General features: G+C 72.2%; 16 protein-coding genes and 3 pseudogenes. 9 read left to right on the forward strand and 10 right to left on the reverse strand.

Translation table 11 applies throughout. From position 1 onward, the window contains the following. Positions 1-113: 113 nt before the first annotated feature. From IE274_RS30465 to IE274_RS30475, 3 genes are all read left to right on the forward strand, one after another. The gene (locus IE274_RS30465) at positions 114-665 is read left to right on the forward strand and encodes a DUF1269 domain-containing protein (RefSeq protein WP_190119154.1); all 552 of its coding nucleotides are present in this window, start codon (positions 114-116) and stop codon (positions 663-665) included. Beyond that, positions 665-1150 carry a DUF1269 domain-containing protein gene (locus IE274_RS30470; protein ID WP_190119155.1) on the forward strand — a complete coding sequence of 162 codons (486 nt, stop codon included), beginning with the start codon at positions 665-667 and terminating at the stop codon, positions 1148-1150. The genes IE274_RS30465 and IE274_RS30470 overlap by 1 nt, the downstream gene beginning before the upstream one ends. Positions 1151-1462: 312 nt before the next feature. After that, on the forward strand, positions 1463-3640 hold the full coding sequence (locus tag IE274_RS30475) for a winged helix-turn-helix domain-containing protein (RefSeq protein ID WP_229909910.1): 2178 nt from the start codon (positions 1463-1465) through the stop codon (positions 3638-3640). 34 nt (positions 3641-3674) lie between these two features. Here the strand turns inward: IE274_RS30475 and IE274_RS30480 are convergent, their stop codons facing one another. Both IE274_RS30480 and IE274_RS30485 read right to left on the reverse strand, forming a co-directional pair. After that, positions 3675-4136, reverse strand: a complete 462-nt coding sequence (locus IE274_RS30480) for a helix-turn-helix transcriptional regulator (protein ID WP_229909911.1) — start codon at positions 4134-4136, stop codon at positions 3675-3677. Positions 4137-4268: 132 nt separating this feature from the next. Continuing rightward, entirely contained in the window at positions 4269-4520 is a 252-nt protein-coding gene (locus tag IE274_RS30485) for a DUF8691 family protein (protein ID WP_190119158.1), read from the reverse strand. A gap of 138 nt (positions 4521-4658) precedes the next feature. Between IE274_RS30485 and IE274_RS30490 the strand changes: the two genes are divergently transcribed. Then, positions 4659-5069 (forward strand): DUF7144 family membrane protein, encoded by a 411-nt coding sequence (locus IE274_RS30490; RefSeq protein WP_190119159.1) that lies wholly within the window; start codon positions 4659-4661, stop codon positions 5067-5069. 20 nt (positions 5070-5089) lie between these two features. On the opposite strand, the gene IE274_RS30495 is transcribed toward IE274_RS30490, so the two are convergent. Then, positions 5090-5482, reverse strand: a complete 393-nt coding sequence (locus tag IE274_RS30495) for an SHOCT domain-containing protein (protein WP_190119160.1) — start codon at positions 5480-5482, stop codon at positions 5090-5092. A gap of 152 nt (positions 5483-5634) precedes the next feature. Here IE274_RS30495 and IE274_RS30500 point away from each other — a divergent pair, with 152 nt between their 5' ends. Continuing rightward, positions 5635-7038, forward strand: a complete 1404-nt coding sequence (locus tag IE274_RS30500) for a DUF2252 domain-containing protein (RefSeq protein ID WP_190119161.1) — start codon at positions 5635-5637, stop codon at positions 7036-7038. Between the two features lie 44 nt (positions 7039-7082). Here IE274_RS30500 and IE274_RS30505 read toward each other — a convergent pair. The 4 genes and pseudogenes from IE274_RS30505 to IE274_RS30520 form a co-directional block, all read right to left on the reverse strand. Continuing rightward, positions 7083-8057: pseudogene (locus tag IE274_RS30505) on the reverse strand (YhjD/YihY/BrkB family envelope integrity protein); the annotation flags it as partial. Then, positions 7946-8392: an RDD family protein gene (locus IE274_RS30510; protein ID WP_190119162.1), complete on the reverse strand. Its 447-nt coding sequence runs from the start codon at positions 8390-8392 to the stop codon at positions 7946-7948. The pseudogene IE274_RS30505 and the gene IE274_RS30510, both read right to left, overlap by 112 nt. Beyond that, positions 8389-9261, reverse strand: a complete 873-nt coding sequence (locus IE274_RS30515) for a hypothetical protein (protein ID WP_190119163.1) — start codon at positions 9259-9261, stop codon at positions 8389-8391. The genes IE274_RS30510 and IE274_RS30515 overlap by 4 nt, the downstream gene beginning before the upstream one ends. Before the next feature lie 265 nt (positions 9262-9526). Then, complete coding sequence (locus IE274_RS30520) at positions 9527-12394, reverse strand: AfsR/SARP family transcriptional regulator (protein WP_190119164.1); 2868 nt, start codon at positions 12392-12394, stop codon at positions 9527-9529. Positions 12395-13229: 835 nt separating this feature from the next. Between IE274_RS30520 and IE274_RS30525 the strand changes: the two genes are divergently transcribed. After that, positions 13230-14192 (forward strand): hypothetical protein, encoded by a 963-nt coding sequence (locus IE274_RS30525; RefSeq protein WP_198897856.1) that lies wholly within the window; start codon positions 13230-13232, stop codon positions 14190-14192. Positions 14193-14300: 108 nt separating this feature from the next. Here the strand turns inward: IE274_RS30525 and IE274_RS30530 are convergent, their stop codons facing one another. Then, entirely contained in the window at positions 14301-15770 is a 1470-nt protein-coding gene (locus IE274_RS30530) for an MFS transporter (protein WP_190119165.1), read from the reverse strand. Between the two features lie 145 nt (positions 15771-15915). Between IE274_RS30530 and IE274_RS30535 the strand changes: the two genes are divergently transcribed. Beyond that, positions 15916-16482, forward strand: coding sequence for a TetR/AcrR family transcriptional regulator (locus IE274_RS30535; protein WP_190119166.1), 567 nt, complete (start codon positions 15916-15918; stop codon positions 16480-16482). A 65-nt stretch (positions 16483-16547) separates the two neighbouring features. Here IE274_RS30535 and IE274_RS30540 read toward each other — a convergent pair. Further along, positions 16548-16871 (reverse strand): annotated as a pseudogene (locus IE274_RS30540) (carboxylesterase family protein); the annotation flags it as partial. On the opposite strand from IE274_RS30540, the pseudogene IE274_RS30545 reads away from it, so the two are divergent. Both IE274_RS30545 and IE274_RS30550 read left to right on the forward strand, forming a co-directional pair. Beyond that, positions 16846-18461 (forward strand): annotated as a pseudogene (locus tag IE274_RS30545) (helix-turn-helix transcriptional regulator); the annotation flags it as partial. The pseudogenes IE274_RS30540 and IE274_RS30545 sit on opposite strands and share 26 nt — an antisense overlap. Positions 18462-18817: 356 nt before the next feature. Then, positions 18818-20221, forward strand: a complete 1404-nt coding sequence (locus IE274_RS30550) for a helix-turn-helix domain-containing protein (RefSeq protein WP_229909912.1) — start codon at positions 18818-18820, stop codon at positions 20219-20221. Between the two features lie 87 nt (positions 20222-20308). On the opposite strand, the gene IE274_RS30555 is transcribed toward IE274_RS30550, so the two are convergent. After that, positions 20309-21193, reverse strand: coding sequence for an NAD(P)H-binding protein (locus tag IE274_RS30555; RefSeq protein WP_190119168.1), 885 nt, complete (start codon positions 21191-21193; stop codon positions 20309-20311). Positions 21194-21287: the final 94 nt, after the last annotated feature.

Genomic DNA, 21287 nt, shown 5'->3' on the forward strand with positions numbered 1-21287 from the left:
GTGCGGTCACCTTCGGGCCTTCGGGCCGCCCGTCCATCACCCCTTGCGGGTGACGCGCGGGCACGCGCGGTGCGACTGGATGAAGGGCGGTACCGACCGGAGGGAGACACACCATGGTCACGATCGGACCGGTTCAGATGCTGGCCGTCGAGTTCGGCCCCGACGCCAAGTTCGCGGGGAAGATCATCGAAGAGCTGGAGAGCTTGGAACGCTTCGGCTTCATCCGTGTCATCGACCTGTTGTTCGTCCAGAAGCAGAAGGACGGCACGCTCGTGAGCCGCGACTACCAGGCCGAAGGCATGGGCACCACGGTCGCGTCCCTGCTCGGCCTGGAGACCCGGACCCTGCGGGAAGTGGAAGCGCTGGAGGAAATGACCGACGAGGGCTATCCGTTCGGCCTCTCCCAGGACGACATCAGGGAGATGGCGTCCGCACTCGACCCCGGGGCCTCCGCGGGGTTCGTCCTGCTCGAGCACGTGTGGGCGAGGACCCTGCGGCGTGTGATCCGCGAGGCCGGAGGCGTGCCCATCGCGGAAGGGTTCCTCACCCCGGAGACCTTCGGTCCGGTGGCCGCCGAGGTCGCCGAGGCGGTGCGGGCGCTGGATGCGGCCGCCGCCGAGGAGACGTCGCAACGCCATGCCCGCAGGCGTCTGGGGAGGCTGTGATGACCGAGCTCGTCGTCCTCGGCTTCTCCGACAAGGAAAAGGCCGAAGCGGTGCTCCGCCTCGGAGCGGACCTGTCGCGTCAGGAACTGCTCGACCTCGAGGACGCCGCGCTCGCCTGGCGGACTCCGGACGGGAAGGTCCACGTCCAGCAGACGCACAGCACCACCGGGGCCGGAGCGGTGACCGGCGCCGTGTGGGGGACGCTGTTCGGCATGCTGTTCCTGATGCCGGTGTTCGGTGCGGCCGTCGGCGCCGCGGCCGGCGCGGCGGCCGGACGGCTCAGGGATGTGGGCATCGACGACGCCTTCATCAAGGAGGTCGCCGCGACGCTGGAGCCCGACCGGGCCGCGGTGTTCGCGCTCGTACGCAAGTCCACGCCCGACCGGGTCCGCCAAGCACTGCGTCCGTTCGGCCCCATCGTGATCCGGACGTCCTTGACCAAGGAGCGCGAGGAGGAGCTCATCGCGGCGCTGCACGGCCTCTGAGGGGCCGTTGTTCCTGGATCGTCGCCCCACTCTCACCCGGGTGAGACCATCCTCACCCGGGTGAGATGGCGGACGCGGACGATGCCGTCCCACCCCCTCCGGTCGCACACTGGTCCTTCGCACGACAGCCTGAGCAGTAGAGGCGGTGCCACGATGGCCGAGCGGTCGGAAGGGGTTCCCTCGTCACCCCTGCCGGGGCGATTCCCGACGCTCCACTCCAAGATCGGCGTACCTCCGCTGCCGACCTGGGCAATTCCCAGGCCACGGCAGACAGAGCGCCTCTACCGAGGGGCGCTCGGCCCGCTGACGGTCGTGACCGGGCCCGCAGGTTCCGGCAAGTCGGCCCTCGTACTGCTCTGGGCGCACACGGGGAGGGTGCCGGGACCCCTGGCCTGGATCTCCTGCGACAGCGGCGACGAACTGCCGGGCGTCTTCTGGCCCTGCGTCCTTGAGGCACTGCGCCATGCCGGCGTCGACGTCACCGCGGCCGGTGCGGCGCCGGTGCGCGGTGACGCCCTCGACTACGTGTTCCTCGCGCGTCTGGCGGCCGGTCTCGGCACGAGGAGCACGCCAGTCGTCCTGGTGCTCGATGACTTCCACCCCGCGGCCGGATCCGTCGTCGCCGAAGGCGTGGCCTATCTGCTCAAGCAGGCCGGGGCCGCGCTGCGCCTGGTCGCCGTGAGCCGCCGGGACCCGCCCCTCCCCCTGCATCGCTCCCGGCTGGTCGGTGAACTCGCCGAGATACGCATGGACGACCTGGCCTTCGACGACCGGGAGACCGCCGCACTCCTCGGCCAGCACGGCGTCTCACTGTCGAGACCGTCGGTGTGTGCCCTCCGGGAGCGCACCGAGGGATGGGCGGCCGGGCTGCGCCTCGCGGCCATGTCGATGGCCGGGCACCGCGACCCCGAGGGCTTCGTGCGGCAGTTCACGGGCGACGACCAGGCCGTGGCGAGCTATCTCCTCGAAGAGGTCCTCGACACCCAGTCGGCCGACATGCGGCGTCTCATGCTGGCGACGAGCGTTCCCGAACGCGTCAACGCCGAGCTGGCCACGGCGCTCGTCGGCCGCGCCACGGGCCGTCTGTTCTCCTCCATGGTCGAACGGAACGCCTTCTTCCGGCCGTTGGGGCACGGCTGGTACCGCTGCCACCAGATGCTCGTCACCTTTCTGCGGCTGCGCCTGCGCCACGAGACGCCCGGCCTCGCGGGCGAACTGCAGCGGAAGGCCGCCACCTGGTTCAGCGAGCAGGGCCTGCTCACGGAGGCCGTGCGCAGTGCGGCCGAGGCCGGGGACTGGCTGTTTGCCAGCCGGTTGATCGTCCATCAGCTGGCGATCGGTCAGGCTCTGGGGCTGACCGACGACCGCCACACCGCCGAACTGTTCCGGCACATGCCGCACCGTGTGGTGACCCGCTCCGCGGCCCGCCACGAACCGGAGCCGGCGCTGCTCCGCGCGGCGGCCGCCCTGTCCCACGGCGACACCGCCGCCTGCGAGGAGGCGCTCGGCCACGCCGAACGGGCCCTCGCGCAGCTGTCGGACGCGGACGGCGAGCACAGCGCGACGATCCGCCTGACGCACGCCGTGATCACGATCCAGCGCACGCGCACCAGCGACGTGCCCGCCGCCGTGAAGGCGGCCAACGCGGTGCAGGTCTGTTTCGGCGAGGTCTCACCCGAAATGCTCGCCGCGCGCCCCGAGTTGAAGGCGCTCGTCCTGTCGACCCGCGGCGGCGACGAGTTGCGCGGCGGGCGCCTGAAGGCGGCCGAGACCACGCTCCTGGCGGGCCTCTCCGCGGCGACCGCGGTCGGCAACACCGGCCTGCGCCGGGACTGCCTGGAGGACCTCGCGCTGCTCCAGGCGCTCCGGGGCCGGTTCCGTGCGGCCGCCGAGTTCGCGGCGAAGGCCGAACATCCCACACTGGCGGCCCGGTCCCGCCCGGACCGCTCCGGAGCCGCGGTGCTCGTGGCCAAGGGGTGGGTGGATCTGGCCGACGACCGGCTCGATGCCGCGGAGTGCGAGCTGAGCAGGGCCGAGACCGCGCTCCAGTCCTCGCCCGACCCGTTCGTCCGGGCGGTTCGCGCGCTGGTCCTGAGCCTGACGAGCATCGCCGAAGGGCGCCGCGACCGCGCGCTGCGCACCTTGGCGAGCAGCCGCGAGCCCGCGCCGGTCCCCTGGCTCGCCCAGCGGCTCGATGCCGCGGAGCGGGAGGCGCACCTCACGCGACCACGCCCCGCGGGCGGCTTCCGCACGGCCGGCGACCGGACGCGGGCAGACACCGAGGCGCCCCAGGTCCTCGGCACCCTCAGCGGGCGTGAACTCGACGTACTCGTCCACCTCGCAGAGATGATGACCACCGAGGAAATCGCCGCCGAGCTGTATCTGTCGGTCAACACGGTCAAGACCCATCTCAAGAGCGTCTACCGCAAGTTGGCCGTGACCCGGCGGACGGCCGCCGTACGGCGGGCACGCGAGATGCGTCTGCTGTGAGCGGCGCGCCCGCACAGGCGGTGCGGGCAGGGCGTCACAGGGCCTGGAGTCCGCGGGCCCTGCTGACCGCCTCACCGCGGGAGGTGACACCGAACTTCCGGTAGATGGACCGCACATGACTCTTCACGGTGTTCACCGAGACGAACAGGTCGGCGGCGATCTCCCGCAGCGACTGCTCACCCTGAAGCCGTTCCAGTACGACCGCCTCGCGCTCGGTGAGCCGGGGGGCGGGCTCCTGCGCCCCCACCCCTCCGGCAGGCGGCCCCGGCTGTCGCACCACCCGCTTCTGCGCAGGTGGCCGGACCGGTCGCACCAATGCCAACAGCGCGAACGCCTCCCCCGTCAACGCGTCGGCGAGCGTCCGGTCGTGCAGCGCGTACGCGATGTCCGCGAGCACATCGGCGACCCAGGACACGGACAGGGAGACGGCCGACTCCACGGCGGGGTGGTCACAGCCGAGCGCGCTGAGCTCCCCGCGCAGCGCGGCGACGCGCACGGAACCGATCTGTGCCCGACTCAACTCTGAGTGACGCACAGGTTGTTGGCATGTCGTAGGCATGTCCTCACCCCTCGAGGGGAATACCGGCATGCCCATATCCTCGGGTCCCTCCGCCCGGCCCGCCAGCGCCTAGGAACCCTCTGTTCCGCCGTCGAGGACCGGTCCGCCGCGACCGGGAAGCCTGCGCACCTCGACGAGTTCGAGCCCGAGCGACTGGATCCGGTCCAGGATCCCGTACAGCGCGGCCTGGTCGAGCGGGGAGCCGCGCAGCACGGTCTCCGCGGGGTGCACCGAGATCGCCAGCTCGCTGAACGCCTCCCGTAGCGACGCGCCCACCCGCCCCTTGATCCGGATCTCGAAGCCGTCGGCCGCCGCGGCCATGGCGTCACCTCCGTCCGGAGCGGGTGGTACGCACCGCATCCTCGTCCGGGCCCGGGGACCGGACATCACCCCGCGTGGGTGAGTGCGCCCGGGGTGCCACGCGGGATGCTCCCCCTCACCTCAAGGGAGGAGCCACTGATGACTCAGCGAACTCTGTCGGAGCAGAATCCGGCAGCCGTCGGATTCTCGGTGCTCGCCGGCAGCCTGATGCTGCTGGCCGGCTCGTACCACGCGCTCGTGGGTCTCGTCGCGCTCATCGACGACGACTTCTACGTGGTCACGCGCAACTACACGTACGAGTTCGACACATCGGCGTGGGGATGGATCCACCTGCTCTCCGGCCTCATCGTCGCGGCCGCCGCCTTCGGCGTCTTCACGGCGCGGGTCTGGGGGCGCGCCATCGGCATGATCCTCGCCGGGGCCAGCGCCATCGAGAGCTTCTTCTTCATCCCGTACTACCCGGTCTGGTCCATCGTCATCATCACCTTGGACGTGATCGTGATCTGGGCCCTCGCGGTGTACGGCAGGAAGCCGTCCGTTCGGACCTGACGGCTGCCGGGGAACCGTACTCAGGAGGCGAGGAACTTGGTCTTCGCCCGCTGGTACTCCTGATCGGTCAGCTCGCCGGTCCGCCGGAGCTCGGCGAGCTGCGCCAGCTCTCCCGCCCCGCCGTTCGCCGATCCGCGGGACGCTTCCCGTACGTGCGCGCGGAACGCGGCGTCACGCGCCTCCACCTCGCGCATGTCCCGTTCGCCCATCGTCCGGCCCCGCACGATGAGGTACACGAATACGCCGATGAAGGGCAGGACGAGGACACAGAGCAGCCAGCCGGTCTTCGCCCAGCCGCTGAGGTCGTGGCTGCGGAAGATGTCGGAGATCATCCTGAACACCAGGATCAGCCACGCCGTCCACAGGAAGAACCAGAGCATGGTGAGGAACAGGTTCAGCAGCGGATAGTCCATCGTGCGCCTCCTTGGCAGTCGGTGAGATGCACCGTGGTGCGCCCGGCTCCGCGTCGCCTCACCCTCGCCGGGTGATGTCCCCCGAGGGCGCCGGAGCGAGAGTCGGCGACACCAGCCCGAAGAGCGGGTGTGCCGAGAGAAGAGGCCTCGCCATGACCGGGAGCCGTACCGCGCAGCTCACTCCGCAGGAGCGGGCCGCCCGTGGCAAGGCGGCCCGTGGCCCCGTGCCGCGCTCCGCCCAGGCGGGATTCGCACCGCGGCCGGACCGCGCGGATCCCGTGGCCGTGCTGGAGGAGCAGTCGGCGTCGCGGCTGCCGGACCTGGTGCCCGTGCGGTACGCACGGATGCTTGAGTCCCCGTTCCGGTTCTACCGGGGCGCCGCCGCGCTCATGGCCGGCGATCTGGCGGGCACGCCGAGCACCGGCATCAAGGTACAGCTGTGCGGAGACGCCCATCTGCTCAACTTCCGGCTGCTCGCTTCCCCGGAGCGCCATCTGATGTTCGACATCAACGACTTCGACGAGACGCTCCCCGGGCCCTGGGAGTGGGACGTCAAGCGGCTCGCGGCGAGCCTGGTCATCGCCGGGCGGAACAACGGCTTCGCCGACGCGCAGCGGTCCGCCGTGGTACGCGGGGCGGTGCGGACGTACCGCGAGTGGATGCGCCGCCTCGCGGCGATGCGCCATCTCGATGTCTGGTACACGAAGGTCGACGCGGACGACCTCTTCCGGCTGCTTGGCGACAGGGGCGAATCCGTGATGCGCAAGAGGGCGGCACTGGCCCTCGCCAAGGCGCGCACCCGCGATCATCTGCACGCGTTCGAGAAGCTCACGCACATGGTCAAGGGCGAGCGCAGGATCACGCCCGACCCCCCGCTGATCGTCCCGGTCGACGACCTCCTCCCCGGTATGGCGCGCGATCAGCTGGAGGAGCAGATCAGGGGGCTGATCGAGCGGTACGCCCAGAGCCTGCCGTCCGACCGAAGGGCCCTGCTCGAACAGTTCCGCCTGGTGGACATGGCCCGCAAGGTCGTAGGCGTCGGCAGCGTGGGTACCCGATGCTGGATCATCCTCATGCTCGGCCGCGACGCGCAGGATCCCCTTCTTCTCCAGGCCAAGGAGGCCCAGCCCTCGGCCCTCGCCGAGTACGTGGGTCCGAGCCGGTACGAGAACCAGGGCGAGCGGGTCGTCTCGGGCCAGCGGCTGATGCAGGCCACGAGTGACATGATGCTCGGCTGGGAGCGGGTCGAAGGCATCGACGGCCGTGAACGTGACTTCTACGTACGCCAGTTGCACGACTGGAAGGGCATCGCCCTGCCCGACACGATGCGCCCGCGGGGCATGGGTCTCTTCGGGCAGGTCTGCGGCGCCACCCTGGCGCGGGCCCACGCCCGCTCGGGGGACCGCATCGCCCTCGCCGCCTACCTCGGTCGCGGCGACAGCTTCGACCGTGCCGTCGCGGACTTCGCCGAGGCGTACGCGGACCAGAACGAGGACGACTTCCGCGCCCTCGGCAAGGCGGTGCGTGCCGGGCGGGTCCGCGCGGATCCGTCCTGACGTGGACTCAACCACCTGTTGAACGGGGGCTGTTGGGCCAGGAGGTACCCCAGGGCGATGCCCACGGTGATGACGACGAAGAGGGCGATGAGCCAGGAGAGCAGCGTGAACACCGAACCGACGGGGCCGTATCGGTGGATGCTCTCGTTCAGGGCACGCGGCAGGTAGAGCCGGGACGTGGCATCGCAGACGGCGATGCCGCATCCGGTGAGCAGGGCTCCGGGCAGCAACGGCCCCCACGGCACTCGTCCGCCCAGCAGGAGGTGTTGAGTCCACCACCACATCAGGACGGTGGTGGCGAGCGCGAGCGGGAATCCGACCAGCGGACCCGCCCCGAAGCCGTCCCGGCAGGCACCGTGGAACACCAGCGAGGCGAGCCACCCGAACAGCCAGATGAGCCACCGCCACGCGGCCAGCCTGCGGCTCGTGGGCGGCAGGTGCCAGGCGCGCTCGCACAGCCGCTGCAGGGTGCGGCTGACGGCGGTGGCCGACAGCAGCGTCATGAGGATGCTGAACACCCCCCACGACTCACGGGGCGGCGTCCGGCCGGTGGTGAACTCCCGCGCCTGGTCGGCCGAGACGCCCGTAAGACCGAGGAACGAGCGCAGCGAGGAGAGCAGTTGCTCGCGCACGACCGGCGGCCCGAAGGAGACCATGACGAAGAGCACCGGCAGCGCGGCGAGAAAGACCTGCGCGGCCAGCCGGGTCGCCGTGTCGAGGACGTTGACGCGCGCCAGCTGCGCCGCCACCCGACGCGCCCCGCCGGACGGCTTCGCCACCGCGTCCCTCAACTCCCCCACCACGGACCGCAGGCGGGCATGCGGCCCCGTCGCACCGGCCCGGCGGTCCCCGTCCGGCTCGGGCTCCGTCGCATCGGCCCGCCGGTCCCCGTCCGGCCCGGGCTCCGTCACCTCGTACCCCAGTCGTAGAGCACCGCGGTGCGCACCAGCAGGTCCTGGAGCGAAGCGTTCCGGCGGCTGACGAGCACCCAGAGGAGCCCGCAGGGGAAGAGCACGCACAGCACGGCACGCAGGGCGGCCCGCCCCGCCGGCAGCGGACGCCCGGAGGCAGCGACCACGCGCAGGCCGGCGAACTGCATCCCCGGCGTACGGCCCGCCACGGCCCAGCCTCCGGCGAGGTATCCGGCGGCGACCAGAGAACCGGCCGCGGCGCCGCCGGGACCAGGAAGACGCGGAAGCTCGAACGGCACGCCGGTCAGCAGATAGTCGCCCAGGCCGTACAGGAGCAGAGCCGCGCCGCAGAGCGCGCCGACGAACCCGAGGTCGAGCGCGCCGGCCGCCGTCCGGGACACGATCCCCGCTCGCTGCCCCTGGGCCGCGGGCGCCCGGCTCACCGCTCCTCCGGCCGGTGTGGCGGTCCCGCCGTGTTCCGCGCGGTGGACCGCGACAGGACCCGGTCGGCGATCCGGCTCAGGATCCGGTCCGCGGTCACTCCCCGGTCCCGGAAGGCGTCCACCGTCTCGACCGCCATGGTGCCGCTGGACTCCCGGACGAGACGGGCGAAGTCGATCTCGTCGAGCACGCGCCGGACCAGATCGGCGAGGTCCAGACGCGCGATCACCGCGTCGAGGTCCGCCCGCGCCACCACCGCGTCGACATCGACGCGTGCGGCGACGCGGTCGACATCGATCCGCGCCGCGACACGGTCGACGTCAAGGCGGCTCGCGACCCGGTCGACGTCGAGACGGTCCGCGGCCAGGTCGAGGTCGAGCCTGCGCACCGCGCGATCGAGGTCGATGCGGTCGGCCGCTCCGTCCAGATCGACCTGGGCCAGTACGCCGGACGCCACCTCCTGGGCGACCGCCCGGACGAACCCCGCGGCCAGGTCCCGGTTGCGCGCCCGCTCCGCCGCCCCTTGTTCTCCCCACCGCACCAGGAGTCGCCACGACGAGACGAACGGCTCATGCGTCACCACCGGCCGCGCGGCTGACGCGATGGCCGCGCCCAACCGGGAACCGACGCCGCTGACCGCCCGCGCGGAGCGTCGCTGGGCGGCGACCCCGAGCGCCACGGCCGCGCAGGGCACCAGGCGGCGAAGTCCGGGCTGCCGCCCCGGTGCCGTGTCGTCGACGTCGACGTCCGTGGGCTCGGGAGGGCCGAGCAGGCGCCGCAGACCGGACCCGGTCAGGTCCAGGAGACCGAGCACCGTCCGTAACGCCTGCTCCGACAGGCCGTCCGGCTCTTCCACCCCGAGTGCACCCATGCGCGAACTCACCGCCTCCGACCACGACACCTTGGAGCAGAATCCGGCCGGGCGCCCTCACCCGTGGCAGGTGATCCTGCGCGGGGCCGTCTCCCGTCCTGCTCGGCGTGAGCGAGGCCGAGGCGGCACGTCCGCCGCGCACAGCGGACCAAGATCCGGACCGGGCGAACCGGCTTTCGGCGCCGGTCTCTGGGGTGGCCACGAGTTGATCATGTCCTGGTTCCCCGAGGCGGGGGGCTCGGTCTTTGTCATCGATGGTCGCGTCTCAGAGCTCCCTGAGGTGCCGCGCGATGTCGTCCGCGTCGGGCAGGCCGAGCTCGCGGAAGACGCCGTGCGCACGGCGGTAGTGCTCCTGGGCCCGGTCGGTGTCGCCCTGGGCCCGGTGGGCGTGGCCGAGCTGGGCGAGGGCGCGGGCGAGGATGCCCGCGTCGCCGCGCGCCTCGGCGATGTCCCGTGCCCGCGTGGCGTGTTCGGCGGCCTCCACAGGCCGTCCCGAGAGGTTGTGGGCCTCGGCGATCGCGCCGAGCAGGAGACCTTCACGGAAGCGGGAGCCGGTCTCACGCCACAGGCGCAGGCTCTCGTGCAGGCTGTCGAGGGACTCGGCTGTCCGCCCGGTCCGCAGGCAGACCTGGGCGAGGTTGTGCAGCGCGTTGGCCCGACCCGCGACGTCCCCGTTCGCCGTGGTGACGGCGACGGCCTCGCGGCAGTGCGCGAGCGCCTCCTCGGGCCGGCCGGTGGCCAGCAGGGCCAGGCCGAGGAAGCCGAGCGCGTACGCCTCGATGCCGCGGCTGGCCAGGGCCCTGCCATGGGTCAGCGCCTCGGCCAGCATGGTGTGCGCGGCGGTGAAGTCGCGCAGGGCAAGGGCGCCTCCGCCCCGGGTTATCAGGACGTGGGCGAGCAGCGTCCGGTCCCCGGCCTCCCGGCACAGCTCGATGGCGCGGTCCAGGGAGGGCGCGCCGAGCCGCATGGCGAAGCGGTGCTGCACGGAGCTGCCCAGCATGTAGAGGGCGCGTGCTTCCGCGGTGCGGTGACCGGCGGCGCGCGCGGCCTCGGCCAGGGTCCGGGCGGCGCGTTCGATGCCGTAGGGCTGCGCGCCGAGGCGGCCGAGCGGGTCCGCGGCGAGCAGCAGGTCCGCACAGACGGTCAGCGACAGGGAGGCGTCGCCCACCGCCTGTTCGACGAGCCCCAGGAGCGACGTCTGCTCGGCGAGCAGCCAGGCGACCGCCTCCTGCGGGCCGGTGAAGTCCAGGCCCTCGCAGCGCAGCGCGGCCACGTGCCCGGGGAACACGTCGTCGGGCAGCGATGCCCGGTGGGCGCCGAGGGCGGTGGCCAGGCTGAACTCGAGCAGGCGGGTGAGTGCGGCGGTTCGCTCGTGGGGCGGCACTTCGGCGTACGCGGTCTGGCGGGCGAAGAGCCGGAGCAGGTCGTGGTAGCGGTAGCGGCCGGGGGCGACCGACTCCAGCAGGCTCAGGTCGACCAGCGACTCGCACAACTCCTCCGCCTCCCGCTCCGGTCGGGCGAGGAGCGCCGCGGCGACGGGTACACCCAGTTCGGGCATCTCGGGCAGGGCAAGCAGCCGGAAGGCGCGGACGTGCTCGGCGTCCAGCAGTTCCATGCCGAGCCGGAAGGTCGTCTCCACGGCGGTGTCCTGCGCCCTCAACGCGCCGAGGCGGCGCCGCTCGTCCGCGAGCAGCGCGGCGGTCCGCGCCAGCGTGTGGTCCGGCCGCGCGACCAGGCGGGAGGCCACGATGCGGATGGCGAGCGGCAGGTGGCCGCAGGTGTCGAGCACCTCGGCGGCGGCCTCCGGCTCGGCGGACACGCTCTCTTCGCCGACGATCCGGGTCAGCAGTTCCAAGGCCTCTGGCCGCGCCATGGGCCGCAGGTCCACCAGGGTGGCCCCGGTCAGGCCGACGAGCCGGGAACGGCTGGTGAGCAGCACCGCGCTGCCGGGCGCGCCGGGCAGCAGGTCGCGCACCTGGGCCGGGTCGCGGGCGTTGTCAAGGACGACGAGGACCTGCCGGGTGGCGAGCAGGGAGCGGTAGAGGGCGGCCCGCTCCTCGGGCAGCCTCGGGACGTGACCGGCGCGGACGCCGAGGACGCGCAGGAAGCGGCCGAGCACCTCCATGGGCTCCGCGGGCCGGGGGTCGGTTCCCCGCAGGTCCGCGTAGAGCTGTCCGTCCGGGAAGCGGTGGCGCATCCGCCGGGCCACGTGGACGGCCAGGGCGGTCTTGCCGATGCCGCCCATCCCGCTGATGGCGCTCAGGGCGACGATCCGGCTCTGGTCCAGCGCGGCGCACAGTCGGTCGGCCTCGTCGTTCCGGCCTGTGAAGTCAGCGACGTCCTGGGGCAGTTGAGTCGGTCCGCAGGACCTGTCCGGAGCCCGGAGCCCGGCCGCGTCGCCCGTCTGCCACCTGGGCCCGTCGGTGAGGATCCGCTGCTGGAGCCGGTCCAGGCCGGGCCCCGGGCGGATGCCCAGCTCGTCGGCGAGCGCACGGCGGACCTGCGCGTGGACGTCGAGTGCGTCGGCCTGCCGTCCGGCGTGGTGCAGCGCTGTCATCAGCAGCTCGTGGACCCGTTCGCGCCACGGGTGTTCGGCGGCCAGCACGCGCAGCGGACCGATCGCGGAGCCGTTTCCACCCAGTGCGATCTCGGCCTCCCAGCGAGCCTCGACCGCCGACAGGCGCAGCTCCTCAAGATGGGTGCGCTGGGCCTCGGCATACGGTCCGGGCACACCGGCGAGGGGCCTGCCGCGCCACAGGTCCAGCGCGGAGACGAACAGTGACCGTGCCCGTTCGATCCGGCCGACGGCCCGGGCCCGCCGCGCCTCGGCCGTACGGAGCTCGAAGGCGCTCAGGTCGACGTCCTCCGGGGCGACGCGCAGAGTGTAGCCGTCGCCCGTCGTCAGCAGTGTGCGCGCGGCGGCGCGGGGTGCCCGGTCGGGCTCAAGGAGCCGACGCAGGGTGAAGGCGTGGGTGCGCAACGACCCCATCGCGCCGGGCGGGGCGGCGTCGCCCCAGACCGCCGCGATCAGTTCCCAGGCCGACACGGGGGTACGCGCCCGTAGCAGCAGGACCGCCAGCACCGCCTGCAGTTGGGGTGCGCCGACGGGCACCGCGGCCGACCCGTCGTACACGCGAAGGGGACCGAGAACGCTGAAGCGGTGGGCGGCGGTTCGCCCGGATTCGCCGGCGGAGGAATGGCCGGGCGAGGCAGTGGGGGGCATGGAGTGTCTCCACATGACGTGCGGACCATTGGGCTTGAGGGGCTTGTGGCGAGAGGTCAGAGGCCAGAGGTCATGGGAGGGGAGATCGCCCGTGACGCCGGTTCTCGCGTGCCGGGTTCGGCACGCGAGGAGAGCGGGCCTTCGGCACGCGAGGAGGGCAGGCCGCACCCGTCAAGAGGACCCGTGCCGGTTCGAACCCGTCCCAGCTCCCGGGCTCGTCGCCGAGCGGGGTGCGCACCCGGCCGAGCAGCACGAACCGCATCCCGGTGTCCCCGGTGACCATCTTCCGCCCCACCCCATTGACGCCTTCAGGCACGTGTGCCGTACGGCGGAACCGGCTCCGTCTTCCGCCGGGCGCTCGGCACGTCGTCCCCACGACGTGCGCCGGCCTGGATCCTACCTGGGCAAACCGTCCTTCAAACGACGCCGGACCGCCATCGGGCATGACCGCCGTGCAGGCGGGCCCGCGCCATCAGCCCCTGGTCAGCGCCCTGTTGCGGCTGCCGCAACGCGGGCCGCCCCGCTCGCCGACCTCGCCGACCGGCTCCCGCGGCCGCGCCGGGCCGCGCCTCGCCACGCCGGGCCGCGCCCCGCCGCCGCAACCAGGCACCCTCACGCGAATGTTATGGGTACATGACAGTAGGCGTGGGGCGTGCGGAGCCCTACCTTGCTTGGCGAGCGACAGGCGGTGCCGCTCCCGGCGCTTGTCGTGCCCCCCACGCGATCGCTTCGAGATGAGGTCCTCGTGAGCCGTAGGTTCTCCGCCCGTCTGCTGACGGCATGTCTTGTCCTGGCCCTGGGGTCGGGCACCGCAGTCGCCTCCGGCCCCCCGTCGGCCGGCCCCTCCGGGGACACCGGACGGAGCCGCCTCCCCGATCCCTACTGCTACGACGAACCGTCGCAGCCCAACGCCGACGTGAGCGACCTCAAGGCCGCCTTTACCTCCTCGAACTGGATGCGGACCCTCCAGGCCGTCTACAAGCGGCGCTGGCCCAGTGGGGAGGCGCTGGCGATCGCCCAGGTCAACGACAAGTACTGGGACCAGTTCGTGGACAAGCGGAGCTTCGACGGGTTCGCCGAGTCGATGATGGTGGCGATCCACGAGGAGACCCACATGTGGGACCTCGACCCGTCCCGGACGCGGTGGGACGTCCACATCGCGTCGTGGATCAACGGCAGTCAGCAGGCCTTGACGGTGCCCGTGCACGGCGGCTTCCCCCGCAAGGAGATCCTGCCGCTGATCAAGGACAAGCTCAGCTCCTCCATGGACGACATCTACCTGCGGGACACGACGCAGGGGGCGTACCGCCTCCAGGGAGTGCTGGCCGAGCAGAACGCCGGGCTGACCGGACTGCCGGCCGTGACGGTGCTCCAGGAGTTCATCAAGGGAGTCGGCGCCAGCAACGCCCGGGACATCGCCGCCACCAACCTGCGGTACCTGCTGCTGTACCTGCGCGTCGCCAAGGACAAGCACCCCGACTACTGGGCCCGCATCAAGGCCGAGCCCAAGCTGCGCGACCTGGTCCTCACCCAGTTCCTGCGCACGGCCTACTGGTTGGAGAAGTCCGCGCCCTACACCGGCAAGCTGGGCAGCAAGGACGCCGACAAGATCACCGCGACGAACTACGCCCCGGTGAACATCGCCGTCCTGGAGGAATTCACCGGCCGCAAGGTGCGCCTGGACGCACAGAAGCACTGCACCGCCTGAGCGGCCGCCACGGATGGTCCGAGCGTCCCTGGCGTTGCAGGACGAGCGGTCGTACGGGCCGGGCGGCGTCCCCGGCGGGACGCCGCCCGGCCAAGCCCGGTGTCGCCGTCAACGGCTGTTCGCGGATGCCTCGTTGGAGGTGGTGACCGCAGCTGGACCGGTGACGCCGCGCGGCACCGCGGAGCCTGGGGCGGGCTTGGACCTCGCCAGCCACAGGCCGGTGAACACGGCGGTGGCCAAGGTGATGGCGCCAGCCGCGACGAAGGCGCTGTTGAGGCCGGTCTCGAAGGAGGCACCGCCGGACTGCCGGGTGCGGACGATGGCTCCGAGTACCGCCACGCCGAGCACCGCGCCGATCTGCCGGGTGGTACTGCTGACGCCCGACGCGAGGCCGCCTTCCTGCGGGCTGACCGCCTGGATGGCGGCTCCCGTCAGGGGGGACATGGTCAGGGCGAAGCCGATGCCGACGACTCCCAGCCGCCACCACACGTTCCCGTAGCCGGTGTCGGCGTGCACCATGCCGAGCGCAAGCAGTCCCAGGCCGGCCAGGGCCAGGCCGGTGGTCACCACGACGCGGAAGCCGTACCGGGCGGCGAGCCGGCCCGCGTACGGGCTGACGACCACCATGGCGAGGGATACCGGCAGGGTCTGCAGGCCGGCGCGCAGGATCGAGCTGCCCTGGACGTACACGAAGAACTGGGAGAAGAAGAACGACGAACCCATGAGCGCGAACCCCACCACGACCATGGCGGTGTTGGACACGGTGAACAGCCGCTGCCGGAACAGTCCCAGCGGCAGCATCGGAGCGGAACGACGCGCTTCGACGGCGAAGAAGGCCCCGAGGAGGATCGCCCCGGCGGTGAAGCCGCCCAGGATCACCGGCGACGTCCAGCCGCGGGCACCACCCTCGATCAGCCCGTAGGTCAGCGCCCCCACCCCCAGAACGGACAGCACCGTCCCCGGGACGTCGATCGCGGGGGCGCTCGGATTGCGGGTCTCCTCAAGGCTGCGCAGACCGACCACCAGCAGGACCACGCCAATGGGCAGATTGACCAGGAAGATGGCGGGCCAGCCGAACGCATCCGTCAGCGCGCCGCCCGCCACGGGGCCCGCGGCAAGACCGATTCCGCTGAGTCCGGCCCAGAGCCCGATCGCCTTGACTCGTTCCTGCGGCACGGGATGGGCGGCGACGAGCAGGGCCAGCGAGGCAGGGCTCAGCGCCGCGGCCCCGATGCCCTGCAGCACCCGGCCGGCGACCAGCCAGCCGACCGAGGGCGCGAGGCTGCACAGCACCGACGCGGCGGTGAACACCACCACGCCGGTCAGGTACACCCGCTTGCGGCCGAACCGGTCGGCGAAGATGCCTCCGGACAGCAGCAGCATGGCGACCAGCAGTACGTACGCGTCGACGATCCATTGCAGACCGGTCAGCTGAGTGTGCAACCGGTGCTGCATATCGGGCAGCGCCGCTCCGACGATCGTGTTGTCGAGCAGGACCATGAATTGGCCGAGGCAGGTCACCGTGAGCAGCACGGCCCGGTTCGGTCGACTGCCTACGGCCGCAGGCGATGCCCCCATGGGGATTCCTCTCCCTCGTCAATTGCGCCTCTCCGCGGCCGACGTGGTCAGCCTCGGGGCGTCCTAAAGCAGTCAGCGACTGCGTTAGGAGACTGTAGGGAGAGGACCCCACAAACGCAAGTGACAACTGCGTTAAGGTGGGGGCATGAACGAGCGACAGCGAGCCCGGCGGCCCGGCGGGCGCAGCGCCCGCGTCGGCGCGGACGTGCACCAGGCCGTCACCGACCTGATCAGTGAGCGCGGCTACGGCAACTTCACCGTCGGCGAGGTCGCAGCCCGCGCGGGCGTGGCCGACAGCAGCATCTACCGCCGGTGGGGCAACCTGGCAACCCTGCTCACCGACACGGCACTCACCCGCCTCAACGCGCAGTCGCCGATGCCCGACACCGGGAGTCTCGCCGGTGACCTGCGCACGTACGCGGCCGCCGTGGCCCGCGAGATCACCGGCCCCGACGGCCTGTTGCTGGTGCGCCTGGCCGTCGCCCTGTCGAGCAACGGCCAGCAGGGTTTGCAGGCACGTGACGACCTACGCGACGAACGCACCCGGCAACTGCAGTCCATGCTCGATCGCGCCCGCGAACGCGGCGAGCACGCACCCGACGCGTTGGACGTGCTGGACCACGTCCTGGCCCCGATGTACATCCGTGTCCTGTTCGGCATGGACCCGCTCACCCCTGATTACGTCGACGGGCTGGTCGACCGATTGCTGTGACCTCGACCCGGCCCCCGGGGATCAGCCCTCGGACGCGCTGACTCTGTGATCCCGCCTGCTTCGGACCGCGTCCACTCGGTGTCGATGCGCATCGTCGACCTGCGTGGGTTGTCGTACGGGCCCCAGCCCGGGTTGCCCGTCCTCGCGAAGCGGACCCAGGTCGCGTGCATGCGGGCGGCGAGATCCGCAGGTGGCGTCTCGGGGCCGAGCAGGGTGGTGGGGCCGTGCAGTTCAGGCAGGTGTACGAGGTCGAAGACGAAGGGCAGCTCGACCGCGTGGGCGGCGCCGAGCTGCCCGTCCAGCGCGCGGGAGCGCCAGCCGAACTCGTACGTGAACGTGCCGGACTCGGAGTGCGCGGCATGCGCGGCGGCCAGGGCCCTGCGGCGCGCCGCGGACCTCGCACCGCGACGCGAGGACAGTGCCCGGCTCCTCGTCGAGGCCGCTGCGGAGGCCGTGTTCACCGGGGACATCGCCTGGGTCGAGGAACTGACCGCGGCGGCACGCCCGCGCACGGATGACCCGTCGCTGCTGACCGCCGCCGCCGTGCAGGCCGGACGCCTCGCGGTCCTGACCGTACGGCACACCGCGGTGTTCTCCCGACTGGCCGACGCGGCCGAGCAGTTGATCCCCACGCGGCCCTCCGCCGCCCTTGACCTCCTGTCCGGCGCCGCCGTGGTCCGCTTCTACTCCGGGCAGGACACCCAGCGGCACCGCATCCAGAGCATCCTGCGGCGCCTCCCCGAGGACGCCGCACCCACAGGCGTGCGCACCTGGGTGCGAGCCGTCACTGACCCCTTCGCCGACCGGGGCGAACTCGTCGCCCTGCTCCCCCGGTTGACCGCCGAGGCGCGGACCCGGCCGGAGCTGCTCACCACCGTCGGGATCATGGCCTGGCTCCTGGACGAGACCCCCGGGGCCGTCCGGGCTTTCGACGAGGCCTTCGACCGCTGGGAGACGCAAGGCGCGCTGCCGGAGGGTCTGGGCGGCGCGGTCGCCTGGGCCTCTGTGGAACGCGGACGGTGGGAACAAGCCCGGGAGGCCTGCGCCCGCACCACCGCGCTCGGCCGGGCGACCGGCCTCGACCACGCCGTGGCCTGCGCGGCCGCGGTGGACGCCACCGTCCTCGCCTTCCAGGGTGACGTGACGGCGGCCCGCACCCGGGTCGACGAGGCGCTCACCCTGATCGACCCGCTGGAAAGCCGCTCGGTCCACGTCTACGCCCGCCGTGCGCTCGGCGCCGTGGCGGCCGCGGAAGGCGCGTACGAGGCCGCGTACGACCAACTCCGCAGGGTGTTCACGGACGTTGGTGCGCCCGTGCACTGCCACGCCTCCTACCCGGCCGTCGCGGACCTGGCCGCTGCCGCGGTGCGCTGCGACCGCCGCGAGGAGGCGGTCCTGATCGTCGAGCGTTCCGCACGCGCGCTCGGGGACAACGCCTCCCCTCGCCTGCGCGCGCTGATCAGCCGGGCCCGCGGCCTCCTTGCGGCCCCCAAGGACGCCGAGACCCCGGGGGCGCCGAGGCCCCCGGGGGCGCCGAGCTGCACTTCCGGGCGGCCCTCGCGGACCTCGTACTGGAGCACTGGCCCTTCGAACGCGCCCAGACCCTGCTCGACCTCGCCGAATGGCTGCGGCGCCGACGGCGCGTCGCGGAGGCGCGGGCGCCGCTCGCCGAGGCCCTGGAGATCTTCCGCCGCCTGGGCGCGCACCCGTGGATCGAGCGCACCCGGGCCGAAGCGCGCGCCGCCGGCCTCGACGTCACGGACCCGGCCCCCGACGCGCTCGCCGAACTCTCCCCGCAGCAGCGGCAGATCGTCGCCCTCGCCGCCCGCGGCCTGACCAACCGCGAGATCGGCGAGAAGCTGTTCCTCTCCCCGCGCACGGTCGGCTCGCACCTCTACCGCAGCTTCCCCAAGCTGGGCATCACCGCCCGGTCCCAGCTCCGCGACCTCATCGAGGGCACCCGTGCGACGGGCGGGTAGGCGCGGGGGCTGATCTGCGCCGTCGAGCCCGCATGCACACCCCTGTCACACCGAGGACGAGCGGCGCCGACGAGCCACGGAAGCCCTGAACTGACGCTCCCGCCCCCTCACTCGCCCCACACCTCATGGGCGCCACCCCTCGAACCAATCGAAACCAACCGGAACCGCCGTGGAGCGTTTCAGCGTCTCGGCCCGGGAACAGGGTTGATCCCTTCGTGACGCGTGCCGGAAGTGGCGTGCTTGTACGACCGGTGCATATGCGGTGGTTCGCGTCGGCGGGCGGGCGTGCGGGGGACTGGGGGACGCTGGAACGTTCGTATCGGCTCCAGCCGGGGAACGGCGCCGCCCTGGCACACATGACCGGAATGAGGCAGGTGGAGATGGCGTCGCTCGCGGAGCTGCTTCGGGAGCTCAAGGAGCGGTCCGGGCTCAGCTATGGAGTGCTGGCCAAGCGGCTTCACATGAGCACGTCCACGGTGCACCGGTACTGCAACGGGGATGCGGTGCCCACCGATTTCGCGCCGGTGGAACGGTTCGCCCGGCTCTGCGAGGCGACGCCGAAGGAGTTGGTGGAGGTCCACCGGCGGTGGATCCTGGCGGACGCGGATCGAGGGCGGAAGACGGAGGCTCCCGCTGGCGGCGCCCCGGCGCCCGAGCCGAAGCCCGAGCCCGAGCCGAAGCCCCCGTCGAAGCCCCGGCCCGAGCCGAAGCCCCAACCAAAACCCCAGCCCAAGCCCCAACCGAAGCCCCAGCTCGAGACGGAGCACCAGCTGGAGGCGAAGCACCGGCCGGGGCCCGAGACACTGTGCGTCCCGGGCCCCGTGACCGCCTCCTCTCCGTTGTCCCTCTCGCGCAAGCGACGGACCCTCATCCTCGCGGCCGCCGTCACCGCGGTCCTCGGGATCGGCTCCGTCGCCCTCTCCATGAACGGCAGCGGCGACGGCGACAACCACAAGCGGAGCGCCGGACCCACCGCCTCGTCGGACCCGAGCGCCTCGCTGTCCGACCAGTCCGGCAAGAAGAGCGGCAAGGACACGTCCGGCAGCGAGAGCAAGGACGAGAAGGGTGGCTCGTCCGGTCCGCCGTCCAAGAACGGGAACCCGGCGCCCGGCACTCCCCGCGACGGCGGCAAGGGACCCGCGTCCGGTGCCGGGCAGGGCGAGGACACCGGCGTGCCGCTGACAGCGCGCACCAAGCCGTACGCGTACGAAGACGACTGCACGCACACCTTCCTGGTGAACCGGAAGCCGGACGAGGTGCCGGAGCCGCCCGCCGAGCAGGACGCGCCCGGCTGGGTGGGCGACCTCGGTGCCGTCACGTCCGGCAGCCAGTACATCGAGGTCACCGTGCAGGGCGTGGGCGAGGAAACCGTCGTCCTGCAGGACATGAACGTCCGCGTGCAGAGCAGCGGCGAGCCGCTGGCCTGGAACAATTTCCAGATGGGGACCGGCTGCGGCGGCAAGGTGGCCACCAAGTCCTTCGCCGTCGACCTCGACTCCGCGGCACCGCGCACCACGCCCGAGGCGGGCCAGCGCGACTTCCCGTACAAGGTCAGCGAGAACGACCCCGAGGTCTTCCACATCCTGGCCGACGTCAAGAGGCACGACGTGCGGTGGTACTTGGAACTGGAGTGGTCCAGCGGCAAGCGGCACGGCGTGCTGCGCGTCGACGACCAGGGCAAGCCGTTCCGCACCAGCAGCCGGGAGGAACGCCCCCTGTACAGCTGGTGGCGTCCCGGCTGGGAGAGGGAAGGGTCGTAGCGCGGCCGAGCAGGCCCACCGCTACGCAAAGGAGGCTCACCCGCCGGGCCGTGCACCTGGCCGCACGCCCTTCCCCCGCCACGTCGCTCAGTTCGTCGTGGCAGGCTTGAGCACCTCCTCGCACCACTGCCGGAACGTGGTCGGGGTCGTCGATTCGGCGGTGCGCGGCTCGGCGTTGTCGAGGCCTCGGTTCTTGGCCTCGAACATGTCCACCATTCCTTGCGCCATCGAGTCGCTCATGCCGAAGCCGGTCATGCGCGCCTTGAGGGCCGGGCCGGGGATCTGGCGGTAGTGGATCTCCCTGCCGAGCACCTCGGAGATGATCCGCGCCATCCCGGTGGGCGACAGGTCCTCGGGGCCGAGGCAGGCGACCTGGCCGGAGCCCGCCCAGGTGTCGTCGAGGAGCAGGCATGCGGCGGTGGCGGCGATGTCGCGGGTGGCGACGACGGGGGCCTTCAGGTCCGGGTCGATCGTCATGAAGAACGCGCCCTGCTCGTTGATGGCGCCGACGTGGCGCAGCAGGTTGTGCATGAACGACGGGCAGGCCACGGCGCGGAACGCGACGCCCGACGCGGCGATCAGGTCGCACATCGCCAGCGAGGACGTGACGAGCCCGGCGCCGTCCGCGAGCGTCGTGCCGCGGCCGAGCGCGGTGATGGCCACCACCCGCCGCACCCCGTGCCGGACGAACGCCTCGCAGGCGGGGCGGGTGAAGTCGACGTAGACGGTCTCGGCGCTCGGCGCGCCGCCGTCGTCCGGCGCGAGCCAGAAGACCGCGTCCGCGCCGGTGCACGCCCGGTCGATGACGGCGGCGTCGCCGTGCGAGCCCTCGACGACCTCGACGCGATCACGCATCTCGGGGGCGAGCCGCGAGGCGTCGCGGGTGACGAGGCGCAGCGGCGCCCCGCGGTCGAGCAGGTCGTCGACGAGCTGACGGCCGATGGTGCTGGTGGGGGCGGTGATGACGATCATGGTGGGGTCTCTCTGGTGCGTGGGTGAATGTGTGTCCGGTCGCGTCCGGGATCCAGGTCAGGCTGTGTCCGGGATTCGGGTCAGGCCATACGGG

Source organism: Streptomyces flavofungini (assembly GCF_014650815.1).
Taxonomy (GTDB): domain Bacteria; phylum Actinomycetota; class Actinomycetes; order Streptomycetales; family Streptomycetaceae; genus Streptomyces; species Streptomyces flavofungini.